Annotated in this window: 28 protein-coding genes and 1 tRNA gene; 20 read left to right on the top strand and 9 right to left on the bottom strand. The window is 68.5% G+C overall.

All coding sequences use genetic code 11. The features are described from left to right. Nucleotides 1-80: 80 nt before the first annotated feature. Together FFS08_RS12825 and FFS08_RS12820 are read right to left on the bottom strand one after the other, a co-directional pair. Nucleotides 81-2,096 (bottom strand): hybrid sensor histidine kinase/response regulator, encoded by a 2,016-nt coding sequence (locus FFS08_RS12825; RefSeq protein WP_137862289.1) that lies wholly within the window; start codon nucleotides 2,094-2,096, stop codon nucleotides 81-83. A gap of 195 nt (nucleotides 2,097-2,291) precedes the next feature. Continuing rightward, nucleotides 2,292-3,095, bottom strand: coding sequence for a LytTR family DNA-binding domain-containing protein (locus FFS08_RS12820; RefSeq protein WP_171012593.1), 804 nt, complete (start codon nucleotides 3,093-3,095; stop codon nucleotides 2,292-2,294). 179 nt (nucleotides 3,096-3,274) lie between these two features. Between FFS08_RS12820 and FFS08_RS12815 the strand changes: the two genes are divergently transcribed. Then, the gene (locus FFS08_RS12815; RefSeq protein ID WP_137862287.1) at nucleotides 3,275-5,209 is read left to right on the top strand and encodes a TonB-dependent siderophore receptor; all 1,935 of its coding nucleotides are present in this window, start codon (nucleotides 3,275-3,277) and stop codon (nucleotides 5,207-5,209) included. Between the two features lie 21 nt (nucleotides 5,210-5,230). On the opposite strand, the gene aroB is transcribed toward FFS08_RS12815, so the two are convergent. Both aroB and FFS08_RS12805 read right to left on the bottom strand, forming a co-directional pair. Continuing rightward, nucleotides 5,231-6,319: a 3-dehydroquinate synthase gene (aroB, locus tag FFS08_RS12810; protein ID WP_137862286.1), complete on the bottom strand. Its 1,089-nt coding sequence runs from the start codon at nucleotides 6,317-6,319 to the stop codon at nucleotides 5,231-5,233. Continuing rightward, entirely contained in the window at nucleotides 6,316-6,855 is a 540-nt protein-coding gene (locus FFS08_RS12805) for a shikimate kinase (protein ID WP_137862285.1), read from the bottom strand. Before FFS08_RS12805 ends, aroB begins: the two co-directional genes overlap by 4 nt. Nucleotides 6,856-6,930: 75 nt before the next feature. Between FFS08_RS12805 and FFS08_RS23475 the strand changes: the two genes are divergently transcribed. The 5 genes from FFS08_RS23475 (at nucleotide 6,931) to FFS08_RS12785 (ending at nucleotide 11,342) form a co-directional block, all read left to right on the top strand. After that, nucleotides 6,931-7,068 carry a hypothetical protein gene (locus FFS08_RS23475; protein WP_167298226.1) on the top strand — a complete coding sequence of 46 codons (138 nt, stop codon included), beginning with the start codon at nucleotides 6,931-6,933 and terminating at the stop codon, nucleotides 7,066-7,068. Then, entirely contained in the window at nucleotides 7,049-8,863 is a 1,815-nt protein-coding gene (locus FFS08_RS12800) for a hypothetical protein (protein WP_249341049.1), read from the top strand. The genes FFS08_RS23475 and FFS08_RS12800 overlap by 20 nt, the downstream gene beginning before the upstream one ends. After that, complete coding sequence (locus FFS08_RS12795; protein ID WP_283214624.1) at nucleotides 8,860-9,768, top strand: tyrosine-type recombinase/integrase; 909 nt, start codon at nucleotides 8,860-8,862, stop codon at nucleotides 9,766-9,768. The genes FFS08_RS12800 and FFS08_RS12795 overlap by 4 nt, the downstream gene beginning before the upstream one ends. Next, nucleotides 9,765-10,322, top strand: coding sequence for a hypothetical protein (locus FFS08_RS12790; RefSeq protein ID WP_137862284.1), 558 nt, complete (start codon nucleotides 9,765-9,767; stop codon nucleotides 10,320-10,322). Before FFS08_RS12795 ends, FFS08_RS12790 begins: the two co-directional genes overlap by 4 nt. Before the next feature lie 72 nt (nucleotides 10,323-10,394). Further along, nucleotides 10,395-11,342 carry an acetyl-CoA carboxylase carboxyltransferase subunit alpha gene (locus FFS08_RS12785; protein WP_137862283.1) on the top strand — a complete coding sequence of 316 codons (948 nt, stop codon included), beginning with the start codon at nucleotides 10,395-10,397 and terminating at the stop codon, nucleotides 11,340-11,342. 2 nt (nucleotides 11,343-11,344) lie between these two features. On the opposite strand, the gene FFS08_RS23470 is transcribed toward FFS08_RS12785, so the two are convergent. From FFS08_RS23470 to FFS08_RS12770, 4 genes are all read right to left on the bottom strand, one after another. Next, nucleotides 11,345-11,497: a hypothetical protein gene (locus tag FFS08_RS23470; RefSeq protein WP_171012592.1), complete on the bottom strand. Its 153-nt coding sequence runs from the start codon at nucleotides 11,495-11,497 to the stop codon at nucleotides 11,345-11,347. 65 nt (nucleotides 11,498-11,562) lie between these two features. Next, nucleotides 11,563-11,721, bottom strand: a complete 159-nt coding sequence (locus FFS08_RS12780; protein ID WP_137862282.1) for a Flp family type IVb pilin — start codon at nucleotides 11,719-11,721, stop codon at nucleotides 11,563-11,565. 126 nt (nucleotides 11,722-11,847) lie between these two features. Beyond that, nucleotides 11,848-12,015 carry a Flp family type IVb pilin gene (locus FFS08_RS12775; RefSeq protein ID WP_137862281.1) on the bottom strand — a complete coding sequence of 56 codons (168 nt, stop codon included), beginning with the start codon at nucleotides 12,013-12,015 and terminating at the stop codon, nucleotides 11,848-11,850. Nucleotides 12,016-12,145: 130 nt separating this feature from the next. Further along, entirely contained in the window at nucleotides 12,146-12,334 is a 189-nt protein-coding gene (locus tag FFS08_RS12770) for a Flp family type IVb pilin (protein WP_137862280.1), read from the bottom strand. Between the two features lie 61 nt (nucleotides 12,335-12,395). Here FFS08_RS12770 and FFS08_RS12765 point away from each other — a divergent pair, with 61 nt between their 5' ends. After that, complete coding sequence (locus tag FFS08_RS12765; RefSeq protein WP_137862279.1) at nucleotides 12,396-12,821, top strand: (deoxy)nucleoside triphosphate pyrophosphohydrolase; 426 nt, start codon at nucleotides 12,396-12,398, stop codon at nucleotides 12,819-12,821. Here FFS08_RS12765 and FFS08_RS12760 read toward each other — a convergent pair. Next, nucleotides 12,805-13,650 (bottom strand): methyltransferase domain-containing protein, encoded by an 846-nt coding sequence (locus FFS08_RS12760; RefSeq protein WP_249341048.1) that lies wholly within the window; start codon nucleotides 13,648-13,650, stop codon nucleotides 12,805-12,807. The two genes, FFS08_RS12765 and FFS08_RS12760, sit on opposite strands and share 17 nt — an antisense overlap. Before the next feature lie 9 nt (nucleotides 13,651-13,659). Between FFS08_RS12760 and FFS08_RS12755 the strand changes: the two genes are divergently transcribed. The 13 genes from FFS08_RS12755 (at nucleotide 13,660) to FFS08_RS12695 (ending at nucleotide 23,418) form a co-directional block, all read left to right on the top strand. After that, entirely contained in the window at nucleotides 13,660-14,439 is a 780-nt protein-coding gene (locus tag FFS08_RS12755; RefSeq protein ID WP_502702029.1) for a ComFC family protein, read from the top strand. A 34-nt stretch (nucleotides 14,440-14,473) separates the two neighbouring features. Next, on the top strand, nucleotides 14,474-14,731 hold the full coding sequence (gene grxC / locus FFS08_RS12750; RefSeq protein WP_137862276.1) for a glutaredoxin 3: 258 nt from the start codon (nucleotides 14,474-14,476) through the stop codon (nucleotides 14,729-14,731). Nucleotides 14,732-14,746: 15 nt separating this feature from the next. Beyond that, entirely contained in the window at nucleotides 14,747-15,217 is a 471-nt protein-coding gene (locus FFS08_RS12745) for a DUF1178 family protein (RefSeq protein WP_137862335.1), read from the top strand. 47 nt (nucleotides 15,218-15,264) lie between these two features. Further along, nucleotides 15,265-15,341: transfer RNA gene (locus FFS08_RS12740), tRNA-Arg, on the top strand. Nucleotides 15,342-15,582: 241 nt separating this feature from the next. Beyond that, entirely contained in the window at nucleotides 15,583-16,134 is a 552-nt protein-coding gene (gene rplO / locus FFS08_RS12735) for a 50S ribosomal protein L15 (RefSeq protein ID WP_137862275.1), read from the top strand. A gap of 164 nt (nucleotides 16,135-16,298) precedes the next feature. Further along, nucleotides 16,299-17,660, top strand: coding sequence for a preprotein translocase subunit SecY (gene secY, locus FFS08_RS12730; RefSeq protein WP_137862274.1), 1,362 nt, complete (start codon nucleotides 16,299-16,301; stop codon nucleotides 17,658-17,660). A gap of 39 nt (nucleotides 17,661-17,699) precedes the next feature. Further along, a complete protein-coding gene (locus tag FFS08_RS12725) occupies nucleotides 17,700-18,353 on the top strand; it encodes an adenylate kinase (protein ID WP_137862273.1) in 654 nt (217 codons plus the stop codon). Nucleotides 18,354-18,474: 121 nt separating this feature from the next. Then, a complete protein-coding gene (locus tag FFS08_RS12720; RefSeq protein WP_137862272.1) occupies nucleotides 18,475-19,494 on the top strand; it encodes a polysaccharide deacetylase family protein in 1,020 nt (339 codons plus the stop codon). Between the two features lie 27 nt (nucleotides 19,495-19,521). After that, on the top strand, nucleotides 19,522-20,037 hold the full coding sequence (locus tag FFS08_RS12715) for an SRPBCC family protein (RefSeq protein WP_137862271.1): 516 nt from the start codon (nucleotides 19,522-19,524) through the stop codon (nucleotides 20,035-20,037). Nucleotides 20,038-20,384: 347 nt separating this feature from the next. Then, on the top strand, nucleotides 20,385-21,074 hold the full coding sequence (locus FFS08_RS12710; protein WP_137862270.1) for a response regulator transcription factor: 690 nt from the start codon (nucleotides 20,385-20,387) through the stop codon (nucleotides 21,072-21,074). Nucleotides 21,075-21,473: 399 nt separating this feature from the next. Next, complete coding sequence (rpsM, locus tag FFS08_RS12705; protein ID WP_137862269.1) at nucleotides 21,474-21,842, top strand: 30S ribosomal protein S13; 369 nt, start codon at nucleotides 21,474-21,476, stop codon at nucleotides 21,840-21,842. 14 nt (nucleotides 21,843-21,856) lie between these two features. Beyond that, nucleotides 21,857-22,246 (top strand): 30S ribosomal protein S11, encoded by a 390-nt coding sequence (gene rpsK / locus FFS08_RS12700; RefSeq protein WP_010545745.1) that lies wholly within the window; start codon nucleotides 21,857-21,859, stop codon nucleotides 22,244-22,246. A gap of 101 nt (nucleotides 22,247-22,347) precedes the next feature. After that, complete coding sequence (locus tag FFS08_RS12695) at nucleotides 22,348-23,418, top strand: DNA-directed RNA polymerase subunit alpha (protein ID WP_137862268.1); 1,071 nt, start codon at nucleotides 22,348-22,350, stop codon at nucleotides 23,416-23,418. The last annotated feature ends 25 nt before the right edge of the window (nucleotides 23,419-23,443 follow it).

Here is a 23,443-nt window from a genome sequence, read left to right as displayed (position 1 = left end):
ATGTGCTAGGCGGATCGCGACCGAACGGCAACCGAGGCCCGGCACTTCCCTCCCTTCCAGGCAGGGGAGCAGGTAGCGCTTCATCCATCCAGCATGTCGCGCACCTTCGCCGCCAGATCGGTATAGGTGAAGGGCTTGGTCAGCAGCTGCACGCCCGCATCGAGCCGGCCGTGATGAACGATCGCGTTGCGGGCATAGCCGGTGGTGAACAGCACCTTGAGCACCGGCCGCTTCGCCTGTGCCTCGGCGGCAAGCACCGCGCCGGTCATGCCCCTGGGAAGCACGACATCGGTGAACAGCAGGTCGATGGATCCCGTTTCGGCATCGAGCGCGGCGAGCGCCGTGGGGCCGTCGCCTGCCTCGATCACGCGGTAGCCCAGCTCGCGCAGCACCTCGACCGTGTAGGCGCGGACATTCTCGTCGTCCTCGCAGACCAGGATGGTCTCGTGGACATTGCCCGGCAGCGGCGGATCGGCCCGAGCGTGCGGCGTCGGTTCGCTCGCCCTGCCCCGGAAGCGAGGCAGGTAGACTCTCACGGTCGTGCCGTGCCCGCTCTCCGAATAGATGCGGACATGGCCCCCGGACTGCTTGATGAAGCCATAGACCATCGACAGGCCCAGGCCGGTGCCGCGCCCCACTTCCTTGGTGGTGAAGAAGGGCTCGAAGGCGCGGGCGAGCGTCTGCTCGTCCATGCCGGTGCCGGTGTCGGATATGCAGATCAGCACATATTGGCCTGGCGCCACTTCGGCATCGAGCGCGGCATAATGGCTGTCGAGATGCGTGTTGGCGGTCTCGATCGTCAGTTTGCCGCCGTCGGGCATCGCATCGCGGGCGTTGATCGCGAGGTTGAGCAGCGCGTTCTCGAGCTGGTTCGCATCCACCTCTGCCGGCCAGACGCGTGCCGCCTGCACGAATTCCACGTCGATCGTCTCGCCCAGGCTGCGGTGGAGCAGGTCGGACATGCCGGCGATCAGCCGGTTCGGATCGATCCGCTCGGGCGCGAGCGGCTGGCGACGCGAGAATGCGAGCAGGCGCTGGGTGAGCATCGCCGCGCGCTGCGCCCCGTTCATCGCGGCTCCTGCCGCGCGCGTCAGCCGGGGCTGGTCGGGCGGCAGGTTGCGCTGGAGGATGTCGAGATTGCCGGTGACGATCTGGAGCAGGTTGTTGAAGTCGTGCGCCACGCCGCCGGTCAATTGCCCCACGGTCTCCATCTTCTGCGACTGGCGCAACGCCGCCTCGGCGGCTTCCAGGGCCTCGGCCGCTTCGCGCTCCGCGGTGATGTCGCGCGCCACGCAATAGAGCAGGTCGCCTTCGGGCACCGCGGTCCAGCTGAACCAGTGATAGTCGCCGTCCTTGCCGCGAAAGCGGTTCTCGAAGCGCAGGGTGGGCTCGCCCTGTTGCAGGTCCATCAATTCCTCGCGGGTGCGCGTGCGATCGTCCGGATGTTCCATCCATTCGGAAGTCCGGCCGACCAGCTCATCGGTGCTCCAGCCGAGGATATCGCTCCAGGCGGGGCTGACGTTGCGCCACACGCCGTGATTGTCCGCGATCAGGAATGGATCGCGCGCCAGCGTCCATAGCCGATTGCGCTCGGCGATCGCCTCGCGCTCGGCCAGCACGCGCGCCGTGGTCTCGCTGACGATGCACAGCACGCCGCCCACCGTCCCGTCATCGTCGAACACGGGCGAGTAGCTGATGTCGAAATAGGCGGTTTCGCTGCGCCCCTGGTCGCGCTCGATGTAGAAGGGGCGGTCCTTGGCCCAGAAGGTTTCGCCGGTATCGCGCACGCCCTGGAGCAGCGGGCCGAGATCGTCCCAGAGCTCGCCCCACCAGACCAGCGCCGACTGGCCGAGCGCGCGCGGGTGCTTGTCGCCGATCGTCGGCGCATATGCCTCGTTGTAGAGCGCGCAGAATTCCGGGCCCCAGAACATCACGATCTCGGCGCGGGAGGGCAGCATCATCCGGACCGAGGCAATGAGTGCGTTCGACCAGCCGGCGACGGACCCCAGCGGCGAATCGTCGCCGATCGCGGCGGTCAGCCGGCCCAGTTCTCCAAAGGCTTCGAGCGATGCGGCTGGAGAGATTGCGGTGGCCATCCGTTCCCCGGCGAGTTTTGTTTCGTTGCGCGGACGAAATTGCCGCCCGCCGCCAAGTCAACGCCGCAGCCGCCATTCGGCTCCCGAAAAGCTGGGGATGAATGGGGGGCGGAGCCCAGTGGCGCCATTCATTCAGGCCACCCCGTAATCTCCGCCGGCGCGGGGATGACGGGGTTCGCCGAATGAGGCCTCACCCTAATGCGCGAATGCGGCGAGCGCGGTGCGATAGCTGCGGCCCAGCGCGACGATCGCGCCGCAACGCAGCTGCACGGTCAGCCGGCCGCTCGCCTCGCGATAGATTTGCGAGACATGTTGCCGGTTCACCACGACCTGGCGGTGGACCCGGACGAAGCCGAGATCCGCGAAACGCGCGGCGAGCTCGGAAAGCGGTGCGCGGACGAGATGCACGCGGCCATGGGCGAGGATCTCGCTATAGTTCCCCGCCGAGCGGATCTGCGTCACATCGCTGGCCCGCACGCGCAGGAACGGGGCCTCGGGCAGGCTCAGCCATTGTTCGGCGCTGGGCGGAGCGGACAGCGCCGGCTGCGGTTCGACGAACGGCTCGTCTGCCTCCGGCAGGCCGCGCCGATTGGCGAGGTGGCGGCTCCAGGCCATCAGCGAGAGCCAGGCGGTCGAGCCCAGCGCGATCGCGCGCGGCAGGAAATTGTCGACCGGCATCGGCGGCGGCCCATTGGGCCCGCAAAGCTGATAGGGAGAAATGGCGATCGCGAAGCGGGATGCGGCCAGCTCCGTGAGCAGCACCGGCACGAAGGCGAAGGCGCCGAGCAGGAGCGGGGACCGCTTCGGCGCTTCCAATAGCTCCCGCATCGGCTTCCGGCTCGCCCAGGCGATGGTGAGCATCGCGCCCCAGACGAGCAGCCGCGCCAGCCGGGTCTCGTCCGGATGCTCGGCGGCGAAGCTGCCCGAATGCGCTTCCAGCCCGCCGATCCCATAGCCGAGCAGGAAGGCGAACAGCGCCAACGCCGTCGCCGCGCTCAACGGGATTCTCAGGTCCCAGATCGACTCGCGTGCCGCCACTTCCATGCACGCACGATAGCTCGCGAACGCGCGCGCGCGAACTGCCGTTCGTCACGCCCGCGATCCGTTCGTCCCAGCCTGCTCCACGCGCCGCCGCCGCGGCGGGCAATCGGGCCGGGGTTGGGAAGAGGGTTCCAGTCATGCGTCATTCGATATTCTGCCTGCCGCTTCTCGCGGCGCCCGCCGTCCATGCGCAGACCGCGCGGGCGCCGCAGCCGCCGGCGAGCGGCGACGTGGTCAGCGCCGCCGACGATGCGTTCGGCCGGCGGATCGGAGTGGAGGAAGTCGGGCTCTATTCGGAGAGCGAAGTGCGCGGGTTCGACCTGCAGGCCGCGGGCAATTATCGGATCGAGGACCATTATTACGTCCGCGTCGCCGGCATGCTCCAGCCGCTCAACGGCGGCACCGCGATCCGCGTCGGCGCCAATGGCCTGCGGACCGATTTCGCAGCGCCCTCGGGCGTGGTGCAATATACGATGCCCGGCGCGGGGGCGGGCGCGCGCGCTTCGCTCGAGGCGGGATGGTGGGGCGGCTCGGGACCGGTCGCGATGCTGCGCGGCGCGGCGGGCACGGCCGACGGGCGCTGGTCGATCGCGGGCGGCCTCCAGCTCACTCCCGCCCAGCAATATACCGACGGCACCACGGGCGACTTCACTGCGGTCGGCCTCGTGCCGCGCTGGTCGCCGGCGCCGGGCGTGCGCATCACCGGCCTGTGGAGCCACAACTGGTTCCCGCGGGAAGGCGATACCTATTATGCCAATCCGGCCGATGCGCCGCGCGAAGTGAAGCGCTGGACCAATCGCACCCAGCCCTGGATGGACGCGCGCAACGAATCCGACCTGATCGGCGCCTTTGCCGACGTGGAGGCCGGCAAGGGTTGGCGGTTCGGCGCCTCGTTCTTCTACAATGCGCTGCCCTATGACCATAGCGCCTACAGCCTGCTGCGCTTCACCGGCAATGGGCGCGAGGCGATGGCGAGCGGGCTGCTGTTCGGCGCCGAGACGCGCCGCTCGACCTCGGCGGAGGTCACCGCGGCCAAGCAGTTCGTCACCGGCAATCTCACCCACCGGATCATCGCCATGGCCCGCCGGCGGGATTCGATGGTAGAGAGCGATCCGGGCGTGCCCTTCACGCTCGGCACCTTTGCCGATGTGAACGATCCGCCGCGGATCGCGCGGCCCGCGGTCACGCTCGGCACGGTGCGCAAGCGCGACGATGTCGGGCAATGGACCGGCGGGCTCGGCTATCGCCTGTCGATCGGGGCGCTGGCCGAGCTGCGCCTCGATGCGCAGCGCGTCGAATATGCCAAGCGCGTCCGCGCGCTCGACGGCACGGTGACCGAGCAGACGACGCGGCCCTGGCTCTATGGCGGTGCGCTTTCGGTGGGGATCACCTCGCGGCTCACCGGCTTCGCCAGCTATGCGCGCGGGCTGGAGGAAGCGGGCGTCGCGCCGGCCAATGCCAGCAATCGCGGCGCGGTGCTTCCCGCCGCCATCTCGCGCCAGGCCGAGCTGGGTGTGAAATATGCCTTTGCCGGCGGGCCGACGCTGATCGCGGGTCTGTTCGACCTGTCCAAGCCGATACCCGGCATCGATGCGGGGGGCGCGTTCGACTTCGTCGGTACGGTGCGCCATCGCGGTGTGGAGCTGTCGCTGGCCGGGCCGCTGACCTCGCGGCTGAACGCGGTGCTGGGCGCGACCTGGCTCGATGCCAGGATCGACGGCGAGCTGGTCGATAGCGGCGTGATCGGTTCGCGCCCGATCGGCCGGCCGGAAGCGACTGCGCTTGCCAATTTCACCTGGCGCGTGCCCGGTGTGAAGGGGCTGACGATCGATGGCGGCGTGAACCTTCGCGGCGCGCGCTATGCCGATCGCGAGAATCGCGTCGAGCTGCCGGGCTATGCGCTGTTCAACCTCGGGCTGCGCCAGGCCTTCGCGATCGACGGCCATCCGGTGTCGCTGCGCGCCCGGGTGACCAACCTGACCGATCGCTTCGCCTGGAACCCGAGCAGCTCCGGGCTGATAACCCCGATCGCCCCGCGGACGCTGACCCTGACGCTGACGGGGGAGATTTGATTCGCCAGCGAGGGGAGGCGGCTATCGTTCCTGTGCGTCGAGAAACGCCGCCACTTCGGCCAGGTCCACCGTCTTGTCGAGATAGGTCCGGCCGATCCCGCGGGCGAGCAGGAAGGGCAGGGTGCCCGCGCTCATCTTCTTGTCGTGGAGCATGTGCTCCACGAGCCGCGCACCGGAGGCGGTGATCCCCGCCGCCTTCAGCCCATTGGGCAGGCCTGCAGCAGCCAGGTGCGCGGCAACCCTTTCGGCATCCTGGCCGGGGCAGATGCCCTTGGCCGCCGAGAAGGCAAAGGCAAGCGCCATGCCCGCCGCCACGCCTTCGCCGTGCAGCAGCTTGTCGGAGAAGCCGGCCTCGGCTTCCAGCGCATGGCCGAAGGTGTGGCCGAGGTTGAGCAGGGCGCGCGTGCCGCTGGTCTCGCGCTCGTCGGCCGCGACGATCCGCGCCTTGGCCGCCACCGAATGGGCGATGGCATGCGCGCGCGCCGCCGGATCGCCCGCGAGCAGCGCGGCGGCATTGGCCTCGCACCATTCGAAGAAGGCGAAGTCGTCGATCAGGCCGTATTTCACCACCTCGGCATAGCCCGCGCGCAGATCGCGCAGGGGAAGCGTGTCGAGCACCTCGGGATCGATCAGCACCATGCCCGGCTGGTGGAAGGCGCCGACCAGGTTCTTGCCGGCGCGCGTGTTGATCGCGGTCTTGCCGCCCACGGAGCTGTCGACCTGGGCGAGCAGGGTGGTGGGGATCTGGACGAAGCCGCAGCCGCGCTTGAGCACCGAAGTGGCGAAGCCGACCAGATCGCCGATCACGCCGCCGCCCAGCGCGATCACATGGTCGCCGCGCTCCACGCCCAGGTCGAGCAGCCGGTCGAGCAGCGCTTCCAGCTGGCCCCAGCTCTTGGTGCCTTCGCCGGGGGGCAGGACGATCGCCTCGCTCGGGCCCAGACCGGCCTGCAGCGTGGCGAGATGCGGAAGGACGTTCTCGTCGGTGACGATCACCCGGCGCCGGCCCTTATCGAACGAGGCGAGTGCCTCGCCGGCGCGGGCGAGGAGCCCCGCCTCGATGCGGACGTCATAGCTGCGGTCGCCGAGCGCGACGGGGACGATTGTCACGGATTGAGGGCCTTCAGGATCGCGTCGACGGTGGTGTCGTGCGGCGCTGCTATGCTGGGCACCCGGATCGGCGCAAGCGCGTAATAGGGATTGCGGATCGCGGCGAGCTCGGTGAGCACCGCCTGGGGATCGCGCCCGCGCAGCAGCGGGCGGGTGTCGCGTCGCCGCACCCGGTCCGCCAGCACCGCCGGCTCGGCATCGAGCCATACTGCGATCGCATGCTCGAGGATCAGCGTGCGCGTGCTCTCGTTCATGAACGCCCCCCCGCCGGTGGCGATGATCTTGGGGGCGCCATCGACCAGCCGGGCGATCACCCGGCGCTCCCCGTCGCGGAAATGCGCTTCGCCGAAACGTTCGAATATGTCGGCCACGGTCATGCCGGCGGCCGCCTCGATTTCGTGATCGGCGTCGACGAAAGGCAGGCGCATGCGCTGCGCCAGGCGCCGGCCGACCGTGGTCTTGCCCGCACCCATGAGGCCGATCAGGACGATGGCCTTGCCCGTCCACCCGGTATTCGCTGCCTGCGTTTGTAACATGTTCGGAAGGGCTATACAGCGAGGGCGGGTCTCGGGCAAAAGGCCCGCGAAGTCACAATTTCCGGACCCGTTTCCATGTCCCGCTTGATCGTTGCGCTGATCGTCATTCTCGTCGTCCTGGTTGGCGGCCTCTTCTTCCTCGCGGGCCGCGAGACGAAGAAGGAGCCGGTGCGCATGGAGAAGGTGGTCCCGCTTGACAATCTCGCGAATTAAGCGCCGCCACATCGCCTTCGGGGCGCTGTTGCTGACCGGTGCGGCGGTGCCCGCGCTGGGCCAGCAGGACAAGCCCGAATCGCTGCTGCCGCCGGGCTTCGACGAGCCGGCGCCCACCCCGGCGCCGCGCCCGGCGCCCGCGCCTGCCGCGACGGCGCCGGCCGCGCCTGTCGCTGCGCCCGGCGCCGCGCCGATTTCGAGCGTGCCTGTGCCCGGTGGCGACACCGCGCTCTCCAATACCACTGCGGTCGAGGACCTGGCCGCCGCCGCCCCGGTCGACCTTTCGCGCTACGAACTGCCCGACTTCGCGAAACACTCGCTGAACCGCGTCGGCGTGCTCGCCGCGGGCAACACGCCGTTCCCCGCCAAGGGCTTCGGCAATGCCGATGGCCGGACGCTCGCGGTGCTGATGCAGCGCCTGAGCGCGCCGGTGGCGTCGCGCTGGGCGTCGATCGCGCTGCGCCGCGCGCTGATGTCGCCGCTCGACACGCCGCGCCACATCGGCGGCGCCGATTTCGCCGCCGAGCGCGCTTGGCTGCTGCTGCGCATGGGCGAGGCCAACGCCGCGCGCGCCGTGGTGAACGACGTCGACGCCGACAATTACACGACGCGCCTGCTCCAGGTGGCGATGCAGGTCTCGCTCGCCACCGCCGATCCAGGGGGGCTTTGCCCGATCGCCGAACTCGGCAACCAATATATCCAGCAGCGCGGCTGGGCGCTCGCCCGGGCGATGTGTGCGGGCCTTGCGGGCAAGCCCAACGAGGCGGGCCAGCTGCTCGACCAGGCACGCGGCGGCACGCCGGCCAGCGATATCGACAATCTGCTGGCCGAGAAGGTGCTCGGCACCGGCGCCCAGGGGCGCCGCGCGGTCACGCTCGAATGGGGCGGCATCACTCGGCTCACTGCCTGGCGCTGGGGCCTTGCCACCGCGACCGGCCAGGAAGTGCCGGCCTCGCTCTACGGCACGGCCGGCCCGCAGGTCCGCTATTGGCAGGCGCTCGCGCCGCAGCTCTCTCCCCGCCAGCGCGCCGCCGCGGCCGAACTGGCCGCCACGGCGGGCGTCTTCTCCAATGCCGGCCTTGTCGATCTCTATAGCGAGATCGCCGAGGGCGACGACGCCAACACCACCGAAGGCGGCGTCGCGCGCGATCTGCGCGTCGCCTATACGGACAGCGACGTCGGCGACCGCATCAAGGCGATCCGCACGCTCTGGGCGGAGGCGCGCACGCCGCGCACGCAATATGCGCGGCTGATCCTCACCGCGCGCGCCGCATCCTGGATCCCGGCCGATGCGAAGGTGGAAGAGCCCGAGAAGCTGATCGCCTCGATGCTCTCCGCCGGCTATGAAACGAAAGCGATGGAGTGGCGCCAGGTGGTGCCGCGCGGCAGCATCGCATGGGGGCTGCTTGCGCTCGGGGATCCGGGCGCGCAGGGGCCCGTCGCCTATGGCGATTTCGATGCGTTCAAGGACGCCGCCGGCCAGCGCCGCGCGCAATTGGCCTTTGCCGGCCTGGCCGGCCTCGGCCGCTTCGAGGAGAGCGATGCGCGCCGCGGCGCCCAGGCGCTCGACGTGCAGATCGGCGCGCAGAACGACTGGACCCGTGCGATCGACGCCGCCGGCCGGCGCGGCGATTCGGCGATGGTCGCATTGCTCGCCGCGGTCGGCATGCAGTCGCGCGTCTGGGACAATGTGACTCCCGAGGCGCTGTTCCACATCGTCGCGTCGATGCGCGCCGCGGGGATGGCCAGCTATGCGCGGATGATCGCCGTGGAGGCGGTCACGCGATCGGCTTGAGCGTCTCCGAAGATCGCGCGCTGATCGAGCGCTTCCTGGAGATGATGCGGGCGGAGGCGGGTGCCGCCACCAATACCATCGCTGCCTATGGCACGGATCTGCGCCTCGCCTCGGAATTCCTCGGAGGCGGGCTCGGCGGGGCGGAGCGGCCGGAGCTGGAGCGGCTCGGTGCCGAATGGCAGCCGCTGTCGCGTGCCACGGTTGCCCGCAAATCGGCGGCGCTGCGCCGTTTCTACGCCTTTCTCGCCGATGAGAAGCTGCGTGCGGACGACCCCTCGCCCGCGCTGCCGCGCCCCGGCACCGCGCGCGCATTGCCCAAGGTGCTCAGCATCGAGGATGTCGACCGGATGTTCGCCGCGATCGCCGCGCGCATCGCCCGGGTGCCGCCCGATCCCAACGACCTGCGGCTGCTGGCGCTGATCGAGCTGCTCTACGGCTCGGGCTTGCGCGCGACCGAGCTGGTGTCGCTCCCGCGCAATGCCGTGTCGCCGGACCGGCCCTATCTGATCCTCAAGGGCAAGGGCGGGCGCGAGCGGCTCGTGCCGATCTCGGACCGCGCCCGCGCCGCCGTTGCCGCCTGGCGCGCGCAGGTCGCGACCGACCGGCCCTTCCTCTTTCCCTCGGGCAAGGGGCATTTGTCCCGCGTCCGGCTCTATCAGCTGGTGCGCGCGCTGGCCGGGGAGGCGGGCATCCCGCCCGACCGCGTCAGCCCCCATGTCCTGCGCCACGCCTTCGCCACCCATCTGCTGGAAGGTGGGGCGGACCTGCGCGCGCTGCAGGCGATGCTGGGCCATGCCGATATCGCGACGACGGAGATCTACACGCATGTCGACAGCCGCCGGCTGGTCGAACTGGTCAACCAGCGGCATCCTTTGGGCGAGGCGCTGGGGAAACGAGGCGAATGATGCGATTGACCGGCCCGCTGGCTTGCGCGGCGCTGCTCGGCGCAACGGGATGTGCCTCGGGTGGCGGCCCGGTGTCGCCGCTCCAGTGCCGTATCGCGCTCGCCTATATCAAGGATTTCAAGGCCGACGCCGCCAAGCCGATTGGAGTCTGGTCGAGCCCGGCAGGATGGGGCGGCTCGCTGCAGGATATCGACAGCTGGGTGAAGGAGCATCCGCAATACGCCCAGACACCCGAAGTCGCGCGGATTCGTGCGCAGAATAGGGTGCAGGATATCAGCGTCGTTGGAAGCTGCGCCGAGGTTCGTGCCTGGCTCGACGGTGCGCGTATTCCGCATGACGATGCCCGGATACGCCAGCTAACCGCGAAGGAGCCTTGGCCGATCGCAACTCTTGGCATGTCCCTGCCTGTATTCACCGATGGAGGCGCGACCGCGTCCTTTATCGTCGAAGAATATTGGGGCGGGCTCGGCGGCAGCGTCTCTGCGATCGTGTACAAGCGCGGCGCCGACGGCCGATGGCGGCTGGTTGAACGGGACATGCTGGCGATCAGCTGAAGCACGGCCCCTTGCCCCTTGCCTCGCCGCCCTCGTTGACGCGGACAGCCTACAAGGTTAGCCCGCGCAGCGATGACCACTTTCCTCGACTTCGAGAAGCCGATCGCCGAGCTTCAGACCCGCATCGACGAGCTGCGCCAGACTGCGGAGGGCGGCGCCGTCGACATCGATGCGGAGATCGCCCCGCTCCAGGCCAAGGCCGAGAAGCTGCTGCGCGACACCTATGCCAGGCTCACGCCCTGGCAGAAGACCCAGGTCGCCCGCCACCCGGAGCGCCCGCACTTCAAACATTATGTCGCCGGGCTGATCGAGGAGTTCATGCCGCTGGGCGGCGACCGCGCCTTTGCCGACGACAATGCGATCCAGGGCGGCCTGGGCCGCTTCCGTGGGCGCCGGGTGATGGTGATCGGCCATGAGAAGGGCGACGATACCGCCAGCCGGCTCAAGCATAATTTCGGCATGGGCAAGCCCGAGGGCTATCGCAAGGCCATCCGCCTGATGGCGCTCGCCGACAAGTTCCACCTGCCGGTGATCACGCTGGTCGACACTTCGGGCGCCTTTCCTGGCGTGCAGGCTGAAGAGCGCGGCCAGGCCGAGGCGATCGCCCGCTCGACCGAGGCGTGCCTGAATCTCGGCGTGCCGCTGGTCGCGTCGATCCTGGGCGAGGGCGGTTCGGGCGGCGCGATCGCGCTCGCCGCGGGCAACACCGTGCTGATGATGGAGCATGCGGTCTATTCGGTGATCTCACCCGAAGGCTGCGCCTCGATCCTCTGGCGCACCGCCGACAAGGCGGCCGAGGCTGCGGAGGCGATGAAGGTCACCGCGCAGCATCTGAAGGAGCTGAAGGTGATCGACCGGATCGTCAGCGAGCCGCTGGGCGGGGCGCATCGCGAGCCCGGCGTGGCGATCCATGCGCTGGGGGATGCGATCGAGGAATCGCTGCAGAAGCTCGACGGCATGTCGCCCGAGAGTCTGCGCCAGGCCCGCCGCGCCAAGTTCCTGGCGATGGGCCGGATCTGACCCTAGCGGACCGGGGCGGCGTGCTCGGCGGCGGCCATGCTCGCGCCGATCATGCCTAGGCCCTGGACGACCGCGAGCACCGCGCAGAGCGCCAGGAACGCGACCACCGCGAGCTCGATCGCCGACACCGCCCTTTTGGAGGAAAGCTGCTTCATATCTTCCTTATAGGGGAGTCGGCTGTACGCCGGGTGAAGCGGTCGATTTCCCAGGTTCAGGAAATCTACGACACCGTCATGCCCGCCGAGACGTTGGTGAAGGTCGACTTCAGCGAGTTGCCGAGGCCCTGCATGGCGGCGATGGCGGCGACGGCGATCAGCGCGGCGATGAGGCCGTATTCGATCGCGGTAGCGCCGCGCTTGTCTGAGCGGAGGTGTTTCATGCCCTCATTGTAGAGCGCGCGCGTGGTGTCGACCCGATACGGGCGCCGACTACGTAATGATGGCAATGAAAAGGGCGGCGGAACCAATGTCCCGCCGCCCGTTTCGTATTGGCTTCGTCGGAAGGCTTACGAGACCTTCATGCTCGACGAAACGTTGGTGAAGGTCGACTTCAGCGAGTTGCCGAGGCCCTGCATGGCGGCAATCGCGGCGACGGCGATCAGAGCGGCGATCAGGCCGTACTCGATGGCGGTCGCGCCCTTCGAATTCTTCAGGAAGTTGCGGATCTTCTGCATAACCGGTCTCCAGTGTTCAAGAATTGCTTCATTCACCCGGCCTCCCCGGAAGCTCCGGTTCGGCACGTCGAAACTACGGATGGGAAGTAAAGAAACGGCTAAGACCGAGTGTTACGATGTCGTAACCAAATCAGGATTGCGTGGCCGACTGCACCTTGTCGGTGACGTTGCTCCACATGCTGGTGGTGGTGTTGGCCACGCTCACCAGGCTGGCCATCATCGCGATGACGATGAGCGCGAGGATGAAGCCATATTCCACCGCGGTCGCCGCGCGGCGGTCATGGATCAGGTCGCGGATCGTTCGAACAAGGGCTCGCATTTGGGGCGCTTCTTCTCCAATGATGGCAATAATCTAGCCGAAGAGGCTTAACGAAAAGCTGATGAGTGCTTCTGATATGTTGCTCGTGGTCGCGGCCGCGCTGATCGACCCCCGCGGCCGCGTGCTCCTCCAGCAGCGTCCGCCGGGCAAGCCGATGGCCGGGCTCTGGGAGTTTCCGGGCGGCAAGATCGAGCCTGGCGAAGCCCCCGAAGCAGCGCTGGCGCGCGAACTGCACGAGGAGTTGGGGATCACCCTCGACGTGCGCGGGCTGCGGCCGCTCGCTTTCGCCAGCGAACCCCTGGCGGGCCGTCACCTGCTCCTGCTGCTCTACACGCTGCGGGCATGGGAGGGGGATGCAGTGGCGCACCATGCGACGCAGCTCCGCTGGGTGGTGCCGGCGGAGATGCGCGGACTGCCGATGCCGCCGGCGGACGTGCCGCTGGTGGAAGCGCTGGCGAGGCTGGCGCCTATCAGCGCTTGCCCTTGAGCGCTTCCGCCAGCGACGCCGTGGCACTCCCGCGCCGGGCCGGCCTGGGCTGGGATTCGTCCGGCGCCCAGCCGGTCAGATAGACGATCTCGAAGCGCTCCGCCGTCTTGCCGTCCGGGTCGGCGCGTCCGGCAAAGGCCTCTGCGGCGCGGGCGAGCGTGGTGCGGGTGAGGGGCGGGGTGCCCGGCAGCAAGTTGGTCGCGGCCATGCCGCGCAAGTCGCCCAGCAGCGAGAACATGCTGGAATAGCGCACCGCCAGCGCCTCCACGTCCGCCACCGGCAGCGCGAAGCCCGCGCGGGTGAGCAAGTCGCCGGCCGCGCGCACGTCGATCTGCGGGTGGAAGCGCGCCACCGGGCGCTCGCCTTCCGCCTCGAGGAACACGCTGCGCAGCGTTGCCAGCGTGCCCGCGCCCAGAAAGGCGCCGAGAAACAGCCCGTCGGGCCGGAGCGCCCGCCGCGCGAGGGCGAGTGCGCCGGGCACGTCGTTGACCTGATCGAGCACGCCCACGCTCACCACCAGATCAAAGCTCGCCTCGGGAAAGGGGTGGCGATCCTCGTCGGCCTGCACGCCGCCCGCTATCGCCGCGAACCGCGCGCCCGCGTCGATCCGCGCAATCCGTGCGCCGGCCAGATCGAAGCCGCCGCCGAAGCTGCCCAGGTCGAGCACGTCGCGGAAATTGCGCGTCACTGCCGCCAGCCGGTCGCGAATCCCTTCGAGCATGTGCTCGCGCAGGAACCCTTCGTAGCGGCGCGCGGCGCGGTCGCGGCGTTTGCGGCGCAGGGCGCGATCGAAGATCTCGGCGGAATCGCTAGAACCATTATGGGGCATGGCGCGCTTGTGCGCCGCCGCGCCGCCGGGGACAAGGCGAGTGTGGCCCGGCTCCGCGACTATTGCGCTTCCCTGCTCCGCATCGCGGATCTCGCGCTGCCGCCGCGCTGCCCGGGCTGCGGCACGATCACGCCGGCGGACCATCGCTTCTGCGCGTCCTGCTGGACCAGCCTGCGCTTCCTCGGCCCGCCCTGGTGCGCCGCCTGTCACGCGCCCTTCGATCACGACCGGGGCGAAGGCGCCCGCTGCGCCGCCTGTATCGCCGATCCGCCGCCGCATGACGGGATCCGCGCCGCAGTTGCCTATGGCGAAGTGGCGCGGGGAATTGCGCTCAAGCTCAAATATTCGGGCAGGCTTGCCTGCGCCGGCACCATGGCGCGTGCCATGGCCCGATTGATGCCGGAGGAAGCCGATCTGCTCGTTCCGGTGCCGCTCCATCGCTGGCGGCTGTGGTCGCGCGGCTACAACCAGGCCGGGCTGGTCGCCGCCGCGCTCTCCCGCGCGCATGGCGTGCCGTCGATGCCCGACCTGCTGCGGCGGGTGAGGGCGACGCCGGTGTTGCGCGGGCTGGGCGGGGCGGCGCGGGCAAGGGCCGTCGCCGGCGCCTTCGCGCTTGCGCCGCAGGCCCGCGCGCGCCTTGCCGGCAAGACAGTGGTGTTGGTCGACGACGTCCATACCAGCGGCGCCACCGCCGCCGCCTGCGTGCGGGCGCTCAAGCGCGGCGGGGCGGCGCGCGTGATCCTTCTGTGCTGGGCGCGTGTTCTGACGGAAGGAGAGGGCGTAGATTGACAAGTGCCCGGCGCGACCACAGGTGTATTCCGCGATGCCCAAGATCGAAATCTACACCAAGGCCTTCTGCCCCTATTGCTATCGCGCCAAGGCGCTGCTCGACGGCAAGCATGCCGAATATGAGGAGATCGACATCTCGATGGGCGGCCCGCACCGCGCCGAGATGATCGACCGCGCCCATGGCCGCACCACGGTTCCCCAGATCTTCATCGCCGGCAAGCATATCGGCGGCTCGGACGATCTCGCGGCGCTCGATGCGCGCGGCGGACTCGACCCGCTGCTCGCGGCCTGACGGGGCCGGGTGCCCGTGATCGTCTTCGACCTCAAATGCAGTGTCGGCCATGTCTTCGAGGCGTGGTTCGGATCGAGCGCGGCTTATGCGGACCAGCGCGCCGCCGGGCTGGTCGCCTGTCCGATGTGCGGCAGCGTGGACGTGGCCAAGGCAGTGATGGCGCCCAATGTCGGCGCCAAGGGCAACCAGGCGCCGGTGCCCGCGCCGGCATCGGCGCCGCCGGCCCAGGGGCAGCCGGTGCCTCCGCCCGAGGTGCTCAAGGCCGCGATGGCCGCGCTGGCCGACGCGCAGGCGAAGCTGCTGGAGGGATCGCAATGGGTCGGCACCGCCTTTGCCGACAAGGCGCGTGCCATGCATCTGGGCGAGGCGCCCGCCGGCCCGATCCACGGTCAGACCAGCGTGGCGGAAGCGAAGGCGCTGATCGAAGAGGGCGTCCCCGTCGCGCCGCTGCCGTTGCCGGTGGTGCCGCCCGAGGCGTGCAATTGACCGGCCGCGCCCGGCCCGATACGACGCGCCTTCCTGAACCCGATTGTGCCCCGGTAGCTCAGCAGGACAGAGCAACGGTTTCCTAAACCGCAGGTCGGGAGTTCGAGTCTCTCCCGGGGCACCATTTTTGTTTTGGAACCTCGCATAAGCTCGGGCGGGCGTTCGCCCTTGCGAACCCCTGCGGGGTTCGAAGTCGCGCCTCGCGGGGTGCCGAATTCCGGGCCGTGCCGCATCGTGCCGGCGCGCGGGGCGGGGAAGGTAGTTTTCTCGGCCGCGCTGCAAGGGGGGTGACAAACCCCGATCCCGCCGCTATGGGCCCCGCTTCCTTTTCAACGCGCGACAAAAGCGAAAGCGAGTGCACGACCATGAAGCTCAACGATCTCCGCGATAATTATGGCGCCCGTCAGGGCCGCGTCCGTGTCGGCCGCGGCATCGGTTCGGGCCTGGGCAAGACCGCCGGCCGCGGCCAGAAGGGCCAGAAGAGCCGCGAAGGCGTTTCGATCAAGGGCTTCGAGGGCGGCCAGATGCCGCTCCACATGCGCATCCCGAAGCGCGGCTTCAACAACATCTTCGCCAAGGACTATGCCGAGGTGAACCTGGGCGCGATCCAGAAGGCGATCGATTCGGGCAAGCTGACCGCGACCGACATCACCCAGGCCGAGCTGAACGCGGCGGGCCTGACCCGTGGCGGCAAGGACGGCGTGCGCCTGCTCGGCAAGGGCGAACTCAAGGCCAAGCTGAACTTCACCGTCGCCGGCGCGTCGAAGAGCGCGAAGGAAGCGGTCGAGAAGGCCGGCGGCACCGTGACGATCCCGGAGATCGTGCCGGCCGCCGAGAAGGCCAAGGCCAAGCACCGCGTCGTGCAGAAGGCGCGCGCGGCCGACAAGGAAGCCAAGAAGGCTGCCGCCAAGGCGTAACCTGCTGCTCCCCGGCCTTGCGCCGGGGCCCAGCATAGCGCCGTGCCGCAACTTGTCCCCAGCCTTGGCCGGGGACAGATTGCCCAAAGGGTTGGACACCCTATATGAACGGCGGGGGGCGGAAACGCTCATCCGCCGTTTCTGTTTCCGGGACCTGATACAATATGGCCTCCGCCTCCGATCAACTTGCTTCCAGCATCAACCTGGCGAAGTTCGCCCAGGCGACCGATCTCAAGAAGCGCCTGTGGTTCACCCTCGGCGCGCTGATCGTCTTCCGCATGCTGAGCTACGTGCCGCTGCCGGGCGTCGACCCGACTCAGCTCAACCTGCTTGCGCAGCAGACCCAGGGCGGCGTGCTCGACTTCTTCAACAACTTCACCGGCGGCGCGCTCAACCGCATGTCGATCGTCGCGCTCGGCGTGATGCCCTACATCACCGCCTCGATCGTGGTGCAGCTTGCGACGTCGCTGTCGCCGCAGCTCAACGCGATCAAGAAGGAAGGCGAGAGCGGCCGCAAGCGGCTGAACCAGTACACGCGCTACGGCACCGTCGCGCTGACCGCGGTGCAGGGCTATTTCATCGCGGTGGGGCTCGAGACCTTTGGCGCGAGCCAGGGCCTCCAGCCCGTGGTCGAGCCGGGTCTGGTCTTCCGCATCGGCGCAGTGATCTCGCTGATCGGCGGCACCATGTTCCTGATGTGGATCGGCGAGCAGATCACCAATCGCGGCATCGGCAACGGCATCTCGCTCATCATCATGGCCGGCATCGTCGCCCGCCTGCCCACCACGCTGGTCCAGCTGTTCGAGAGCGGCCGCACCGGCTCGATCGATCCGCTGCGCCTGATCACGATCATCGTCGGCGTGGCGATCCTGGTGCTCTTCATCTGCTTCATGGAGCGCGCGCAGCGCCGCATCCTGATCCAGTATCCGAAGCGCCAGACCGCGCGCGGCGTGCAGGCCGAGCGCAGCCACCTGCCGCTCAAGCTCAACACCGCCGGCGTGATCCCGCCGATCTTCGCGTCGTCGCTGCTGCTGCTGCCGCTGACGGTCACCCAGTTCGCCGGCAACATGACCGCGGGCGAGAACTGGTGGAGCGACCTGATCATCAACCTGAACACCTGGCTGCGCCACGGCTCGCCGGTGTACATGACGCTCTACGGCCTCGGCATCATCTTCTTCTCCTTCTTCTACACCGCCGTGGTGTTCAATCCGGAGGAGACGGCCGAGAACCTCAAGCGCTATGGCGGGTTCATCCCGGGCATCCGCCCCGGCAAGAACACCGAGCTCTATTTCGATTATGTGCTCACCCGCATCACCGTGATCGGCGCGGCCTATCTGACGATCATCTGCCTCGTTCCCGAAGCGGTGTTCTCGTCGATGAGCATTCCGTTCCTGATGGGCGGTACCAGCCTGCTCATCGTCGTCAACGTGACGATGGACACCGTGACTCAGATCCAGTCGCACCTGCTGGCGCACCAGTATGGCGACCTGATCAAGAAGGCGAAACTCAAGGGCCGCGCGCGCTGAGCGCGGCCCATACTGGCCGAAACTGAGGGGATAGGCTTAGTGAACATCATCCTGTTGGGCCCGCCGGGAGCCGGCAAGGGCACCCAGGCGAAGCGTCTCGAGAGCGAGCGCGGCATGGTGCAGCTCTCGACCGGCGACATGCTGCGCGCCGCGGTGAAGGCGGGCACGCCCACCGGCCTCCAGGCCAAGGCGGTGATGGATGCGGGTGAGCTCGTGTCCGACGCGATCGTCTCGGGCATCATCGGCGAGCGGCTGGACATGGAAGATACGCTGAACGGCGCGATCTTCGATGGCTATCCGCGCACCGTGGCCCAGGCGGAGTCGCTGGATTCGCTGCTCTCGGAGCGCGGCCGCAAGCTCGATTACGTGATCGAACTGGAAGTGGACGAGGACGCGCTGGTCGAGCGGGTCGAAGGCCGCTTCACCTGTGCGAATTGCGGCGAGGGCTATCACGACAAGTTCAAGCTGCCCAAGGTCGCCGGCACTTGCGACGTGTGCGGCCATCACGAGTTCAAGCGCCGTCCGGACGACAATGCCGAGACGGTGCGCACTCGCATGGCCGAATATCGGGCCAAGACGGCGCCGATCCTGCCCTTCTACGATGCCAAGGGCCTGGTGCGGAAGGTCGACGGCATGGCCGACATCGCCGAAGTGGGCGCGCAGATCGACGCGATCCTCGACGGCGGAGCCTGATCCCGGCTCGGCCGGGGCGCCCGGCGCTTTGTAATATATTGTTGCCCTAACCCCTGCTTAAGCCGGGGCTGTGACGATCCCCGCGCTCCGGCATTCCGGCCGGGCGGGGGATTGGTTGCCGATGCTGCCCAAGCATGCCCTGTTGCGAGCCACCCGGTGGACCGGCCTGTCGATGCTCGCCCGCCGCGCGACCGGCGCCCAGCTGCGCATCCTTTGCTATCACGGCTTGTGGCTGGTGCCCGGCGCACCTTTTGGCCGCTGTCTGTTCATGACGCCCGAGCAGTTCGCGGCGCGCATGGCGCGGCTTGCCCGCTCGGGCTTGCCGGTGCTGCCGCTGGGCGAGGCAGTCGAGCGGCTCGCCGCGAACCGCCTGCCGGCCGCCGCAGTGGTGATCACGATCGACGATGGCTGGGCTTCGACCCACAGCCACATGCTGCCGGTGCTCGAGCGGCATCGCCTGCCCGCGACGCTCTATGCGACCACCTGGTATTCGGAGCGCGATCTGCCGGTGGTGAACGTCGCGGTCGACTATCTCATCGCCGCCTCGGGCCGGACGGGGGAAGATCGCGGCGGCGTGATCCGCCGGATCGAGGCCGTGCCCGAGGCGGAGCGCCTCGATGCGCTGCGCGCCTATGGCCGGGCGTTCGGGATCGGCGAAGCCTGGCTCGACTGCCGGCAGTTCCACCTGATGCGCCCGGCCGAGATCGCCGATGCGCATGGCCGGGGCGTCGACATCCAGCTCCATACCCATCGGCATATCGACGTCGCGGGCCGTATCGGCCAGCTCGTGCCGGAGATCGCGGCGAATCGAGCGGCGCTGGTCGCTGCGACCGGCGGCCGCGAGCCCGAGCATTTCTGCTATCCGAGCGGCACCTTCCATCCCTCTGCACCCGCGCTTCTCGCGGCGAGCGGCATCCGTTCCGCCACGCTCGTGACCGAGGGGCTCAACGCGCCTGGCGACAGCCCCTATGCGCTGCGCCGCTTCATCGACGGGCAACATGTCCGGGCGAGTGCCTTTGATGCCTATCTGGACGGCACGCTCCACTATCTCTCCGTCGCTCGCACGGCGGCCCGGCGGATCGAGATGGAAATGCCGCGCCGCGTCGCCGCCGCTTCTGGAATGCTGCTCTGCGCGCTATGATCGCTCTTCCTCGACGAAGGAGGGAAGATGAAGGCCCTTTTGCCGATCGCGCTGGCGCTTGCCGCCGCCGCACCCGCGGCCGCCGAAGTTACGGCTTCGACGGAAACCAGCTTCACCGTTGTCGAGAAGGCTGCGATCGCCGCCCCGCCCGCGAAGGTCTGGGCCATATTGGTCACGCCATCGGCGTGGTGGAGCGGTGAGCATAGCTGGTCGGGCAATGCCGCGAATCTGTCGCTCGACGCGCGCGCCGGCGGCTGTTGGTGCGAGAAGCTGCCGGACGGGGGCGGCGTCGAGCATATGCACGTGATCTTCGTTCGGCCGGGCAAGATGCTGCGTCTCCGCGGCGGGCTCGGGCCGCTGCAATCCTTTCCGGCCAGCGCAGTGATGACAGTGACGCTCGATCCGGCGGCGGACGGCAAGTCGACGATGGTCAGCGTCGAATATGCCGTGGCCGGTGCGCCGGGCCTGGGCCGCATCGCCGCGCCGGTCGATGGCGTGCTGGCGGCGCAGGTCGCCGGGCTGAAGGCAGCGGCCGAGCGCTGACGGTTCAACATTACGATTTTGTCATGCCCCGGTCACTGCCCGGGGTAGTGCCGGCGGCTATCAGGGGCCATGGCCGGCACGCCCCCGTCGGCCATGCATCAGAGGTCAACCGCATGCGGTTTCCCCGATGCTCTTCCCGGCGCTGGCCTGGTCGTTCCTCCCCCTGCGACCGCCGCCATAGCCATGGTCCGGATCAGCCCCCTTTCCGGACCGGGCTCGCCGGGAAGAGCGCCTGGGACACCGTTGCGCCCTGAAGGCGCCGATGCTGCCCTGGCATCGACGCTCGGCCGACGGACGCCCCCTTGTCCGTCGGCCATCCCTTTTGCCGGGCCGGGCGGAGGACGGACGTGACGCACCATATCCTGATTGTCGAGGATGACGCCGCCGCCGTGGACTTCGTGACCCGTGGGCTCATCGATGCCGGTTTCGAGGTAGAGGCCTGCGGCGATGGCCCCTCCGGCCTCGTCCGTGCCGCCGAGGGCGATTTCGACCTGTGGCTCTTTGATCGCATGCTGCCCGGCATGGACGGCCTGTCGATGCTCGGTGCGCTGCGCGAGCGGGGGATGCGGACTCCCGCGATCATGCTTTCCGCGCTCGGCACGGTCGACGACAAGGTCGGCGGCCTCGCGGCCGGTGCGGACGACTATCTCGCCAAACCCTTTTCCTTTGCCGAGCTGCGAGCGCGCATCGCGGCGCTGCTCCGCCGGGCAGACCGGGTCGAGGCGGACGCCAAGGCGACGCGGATCGTGGTCGGGGATCTCGAGATCGACTTGCTCAGTCGCACCGTCGCCCGTGCCGGCCGCGCCGTGCCGCTGGTGGCGCGCGAGTTTCACCTGCTTGAATATCTCGCCCGCCATGCCGGCGAGGTCGTCACGCGCACCATGATGCTGGAGCATGTGTGGAACTGCCGCTTCGATCCCGGCTCGAACGTGGTCGATGTCCATATCGGCCGCCTGCGCCGCAAGCTGGAAGAGGGAGAGGCCCCGATCCTCCATACGGTGCGCGGGGCGGGCTATCGCCTGGCCGCCGAGGGGTAGGGCTGGCCGTTCGGCTTGCAATATGGGCTCCGCCTGTTCTGGTTCGCCGGTGGCACGCGACATTCAACCGATCGGTTGGGTTTCCGCTTCGAACGGGCAATTGCGTCAACGGAGTCAATGACATGCTCTACCGCCCGGTTGAACGTCGTGTCGCCGGGGCGACGGCGGGCATCGGCTTGGCGGAGGCGCCGGATTCGTGTATAAGTCCATTTCCGGCGAAAGCCTTTCCCACAGCGCTTGACTCTGCGCTGGCGGACGCATATGTCGCGCATCTTCCGAAACACCGGTGTCCGGCGGCGTGCTTGTGCGCTCGTCGTGCCGCCGCATTTCGGGATCAACGCTACGAGATGGGGTGCGAGCTGCCATGCGGCGCCCCGTGGAGCTGGGAGAACAAATTTCATGGCTCGTATTGCGGGTGTCAACATCCCGACCAACAAGCGCGTCGTCATCGCGCTTCAGTACATCCACGGCATTGGCGCGGCCAAGGCCAAGGAGATCACCGCCAAGCTGAACATCGCGGACGAGCGCCGCGTTCAGGACCTGTCGGACCAGGAAGTGCTGCAGATCCGCGAGGCGATCGACGCCGGCTACACCGTCGAGGGCGACCTTCGCCGCCAGACCGCGATGAACATCAAGCGCCTGATGGACCTGGCCTGCTATCGCGGCCTGCGTCACCGCAAGGGGCTTCCGGTTCGTGGCCAGCGCACGCACACCAATGCGCGCACCCGCAAGGGCAAGGCCAAGCCCATCGCCGGCAAGAAGAAGTAAGGGAGCGCTGAACAATGGCACGTGAACCGCAGCGCATCCGCCGTCGCGAGCGCAAGAACATCACCGCAGGCGTCGCCCATGTGAACGCCAGCTTCAACAACACGATGATCACCATCACCGACGCGCAGGGCAACGCCATCTCGTGGTCGTCGGCCGGCATGATGGGCTTCAAGGGCTCGCGCAAGTCGACCCCGTACGCCGCCCAGGTCGCCGCCGAGGACGCGGGCCGCAAGGCCGCCGAGCACGGCGTGCGCACCCTCGAGGTGGAAGTGAAGGGCCCGGGTTCGGGCCGCGAGAGCGCCCTTCGCGCGCTGCAGGCGGTCGGCTTCCAGATCACGTCGATCCGCGACGTGACTCCGATTCCGCACAACGGCGTCCGCCCGTCGAAGCGTCGTCGCGTCTGATCGTTCCTGCTTGTCGCCGCGGGCCCTGAGGCGGGCCCGCGGTCTTGCAGTAGTTACCTGGCGGGACGCGCCTCTAGTCCCGCCCAACATGAGGAAAGCCCGTGTCGGTCAACGCTAAGAACTGGCAGGAACTCAAGAAGCCCAACGGCCTCGAGAAGAAGCCCGGTGGCGATCCCAAGCGCAAGTCGACCTTCGTTGCCGAGCCGCTCGAGCGCGGTTTCGGCCTGACGCTCGGCAACGCGCTGCGCCGCGTGCTGCTCTCGTCGCTGCAGGGCGCCGCGGTCACTTCGATCAAGATCGAGAACGTCCTCCACGAGTTCAGCTCGCTGGCGGGCGTGCGCGAGGACGTGACGGACATCGTCCTCAACGTCAAGCAGATCGCGATCCGCATGCAGGGCGAAGGCCCGAAGCGCCTCCAGCTCTCGGCCACCGGCCCGGCTGAGGTAAAGGCCGGCGACATCGCCGTGTCGGGCGACATCGAGGTGATGAACCCCGATCTGGTCATCTGTCACCTGGACGATGGCGCGACGCTCAACATGGAGCTGACCGCCGACACCGGCAAGGGCTATGTCCCCGCCGCGTCGAACCGCCCGGCGGACGCCCCGATCGGCCTGATCCCGGTGGACGCGCTGTACAGCCCGGTCCGCCAGGTCTCGTACAAGGTCGAGAATACCCGCGTCGGCCAGGAGCTCGACTACGACAAGCTCACGCTGTCGATCGAGACCGACGGCACGATCACGCCGGAAGACGCGGTGGCCTATGCCGCGCGCATCCTTCAGGACCAGCTGGCGCTGTTCGTCCACTTCGACGATTCGGCGATCACCCGCTCGGCTCCGATCGGCATGGCGGCTCCGGCTGCCGGCGCCGCTGAGACCGGCTCGGGCGATGCATCGCAGATCAACCGCTACCTGCTGAAGAAGGTCGACGAGCTGGAGCTTTCGGTCCGCTCGGCCAACTGCCTCAAGAACGACAACATCATCTATATCGGCGATCTGGTCCAGAAGACCGAGGCCGAGATGCTGCGCACGCCGAACTTCGGCCGCAAGTCGCTCAACGAGATCAAGGAAGTCCTGTCGTCGATGGGCCTTCGCCTCGGCATGGAAATCCCGGGCTGGCCGCCTGAGAACATCGAAGAGATGGCCAAGAAGCTCGAGCAGGAGATCATGGGCTGAGCCCAGGATCCGAAGCGAACAACCG

Origin of the sequence: Sphingomonas sp. 1F27F7B, assembly GCF_005503355.1 — a bacterium.
GTDB lineage: Bacteria > Pseudomonadota > Alphaproteobacteria > Sphingomonadales > Sphingomonadaceae > Sphingomonas.
The sequence above is the reverse complement of the archived record's forward strand: the minus strand, read 5'-3'. Positions and strand labels throughout refer to the sequence as shown.

Excerpts from the sequence above, each read along its gene's own strand:
- FFS08_RS12720 (WP_137862272.1), top strand. The coding sequence starts at position 18,475 with ATGCTGCCCAAGCATGCCCTGTTGCGAGCCACCCGGTGGACCGGCCTG.
- FFS08_RS23470 (WP_171012592.1), bottom strand. The coding sequence starts at position 11,497 with ATGAAGCAGCTTTCCTCCAAAAGGGCGGTGTCGGCGATCGAGCTCGCG.
- FFS08_RS12815 (WP_137862287.1), top strand. The coding sequence starts at position 3,275 with ATGCGTCATTCGATATTCTGCCTGCCGCTTCTCGCGGCGCCCGCCGTC.
- secY (WP_137862274.1), top strand. The coding sequence starts at position 16,299 with ATGGCCTCCGCCTCCGATCAACTTGCTTCCAGCATCAACCTGGCGAAG.
- grxC (WP_137862276.1), top strand. The coding sequence starts at position 14,474 with ATGCCCAAGATCGAAATCTACACCAAGGCCTTCTGCCCCTATTGCTAT.
- FFS08_RS12760 (WP_249341048.1), bottom strand. The coding sequence starts at position 13,650 with ATGCCCCATAATGGTTCTAGCGATTCCGCCGAGATCTTCGATCGCGCC.
- FFS08_RS12775 (WP_137862281.1), bottom strand. The coding sequence starts at position 12,015 with ATGCAGAAGATCCGCAACTTCCTGAAGAATTCGAAGGGCGCGACCGCC.
- rpsM (WP_137862269.1), top strand. The coding sequence starts at position 21,474 with ATGGCTCGTATTGCGGGTGTCAACATCCCGACCAACAAGCGCGTCGTC.
- FFS08_RS12780 (WP_137862282.1), bottom strand. The coding sequence starts at position 11,721 with ATGAAACACCTCCGCTCAGACAAGCGCGGCGCTACCGCGATCGAATAC.
- rplO (WP_137862275.1), top strand. The coding sequence starts at position 15,583 with ATGAAGCTCAACGATCTCCGCGATAATTATGGCGCCCGTCAGGGCCGC.
- rpsK (WP_010545745.1), top strand. The coding sequence starts at position 21,857 with ATGGCACGTGAACCGCAGCGCATCCGCCGTCGCGAGCGCAAGAACATC.
- FFS08_RS12825 (WP_137862289.1), bottom strand. The coding sequence starts at position 2,096 with ATGGCCACCGCAATCTCTCCAGCCGCATCGCTCGAAGCCTTTGGAGAA.
- FFS08_RS12765 (WP_137862279.1), top strand. The coding sequence starts at position 12,396 with ATGAGTGCTTCTGATATGTTGCTCGTGGTCGCGGCCGCGCTGATCGAC.
- FFS08_RS12805 (WP_137862285.1), bottom strand. The coding sequence starts at position 6,855 with ATGTTACAAACGCAGGCAGCGAATACCGGGTGGACGGGCAAGGCCATC.
- FFS08_RS12715 (WP_137862271.1), top strand. The coding sequence starts at position 19,522 with ATGAAGGCCCTTTTGCCGATCGCGCTGGCGCTTGCCGCCGCCGCACCC.
- FFS08_RS12790 (WP_137862284.1), top strand. The coding sequence starts at position 9,765 with ATGATGCGATTGACCGGCCCGCTGGCTTGCGCGGCGCTGCTCGGCGCA.
- FFS08_RS12785 (WP_137862283.1), top strand. The coding sequence starts at position 10,395 with ATGACCACTTTCCTCGACTTCGAGAAGCCGATCGCCGAGCTTCAGACC.
- FFS08_RS12770 (WP_137862280.1), bottom strand. The coding sequence starts at position 12,334 with ATGCGAGCCCTTGTTCGAACGATCCGCGACCTGATCCATGACCGCCGC.
- FFS08_RS23475 (WP_167298226.1), top strand. The coding sequence starts at position 6,931 with ATGTCCCGCTTGATCGTTGCGCTGATCGTCATTCTCGTCGTCCTGGTT.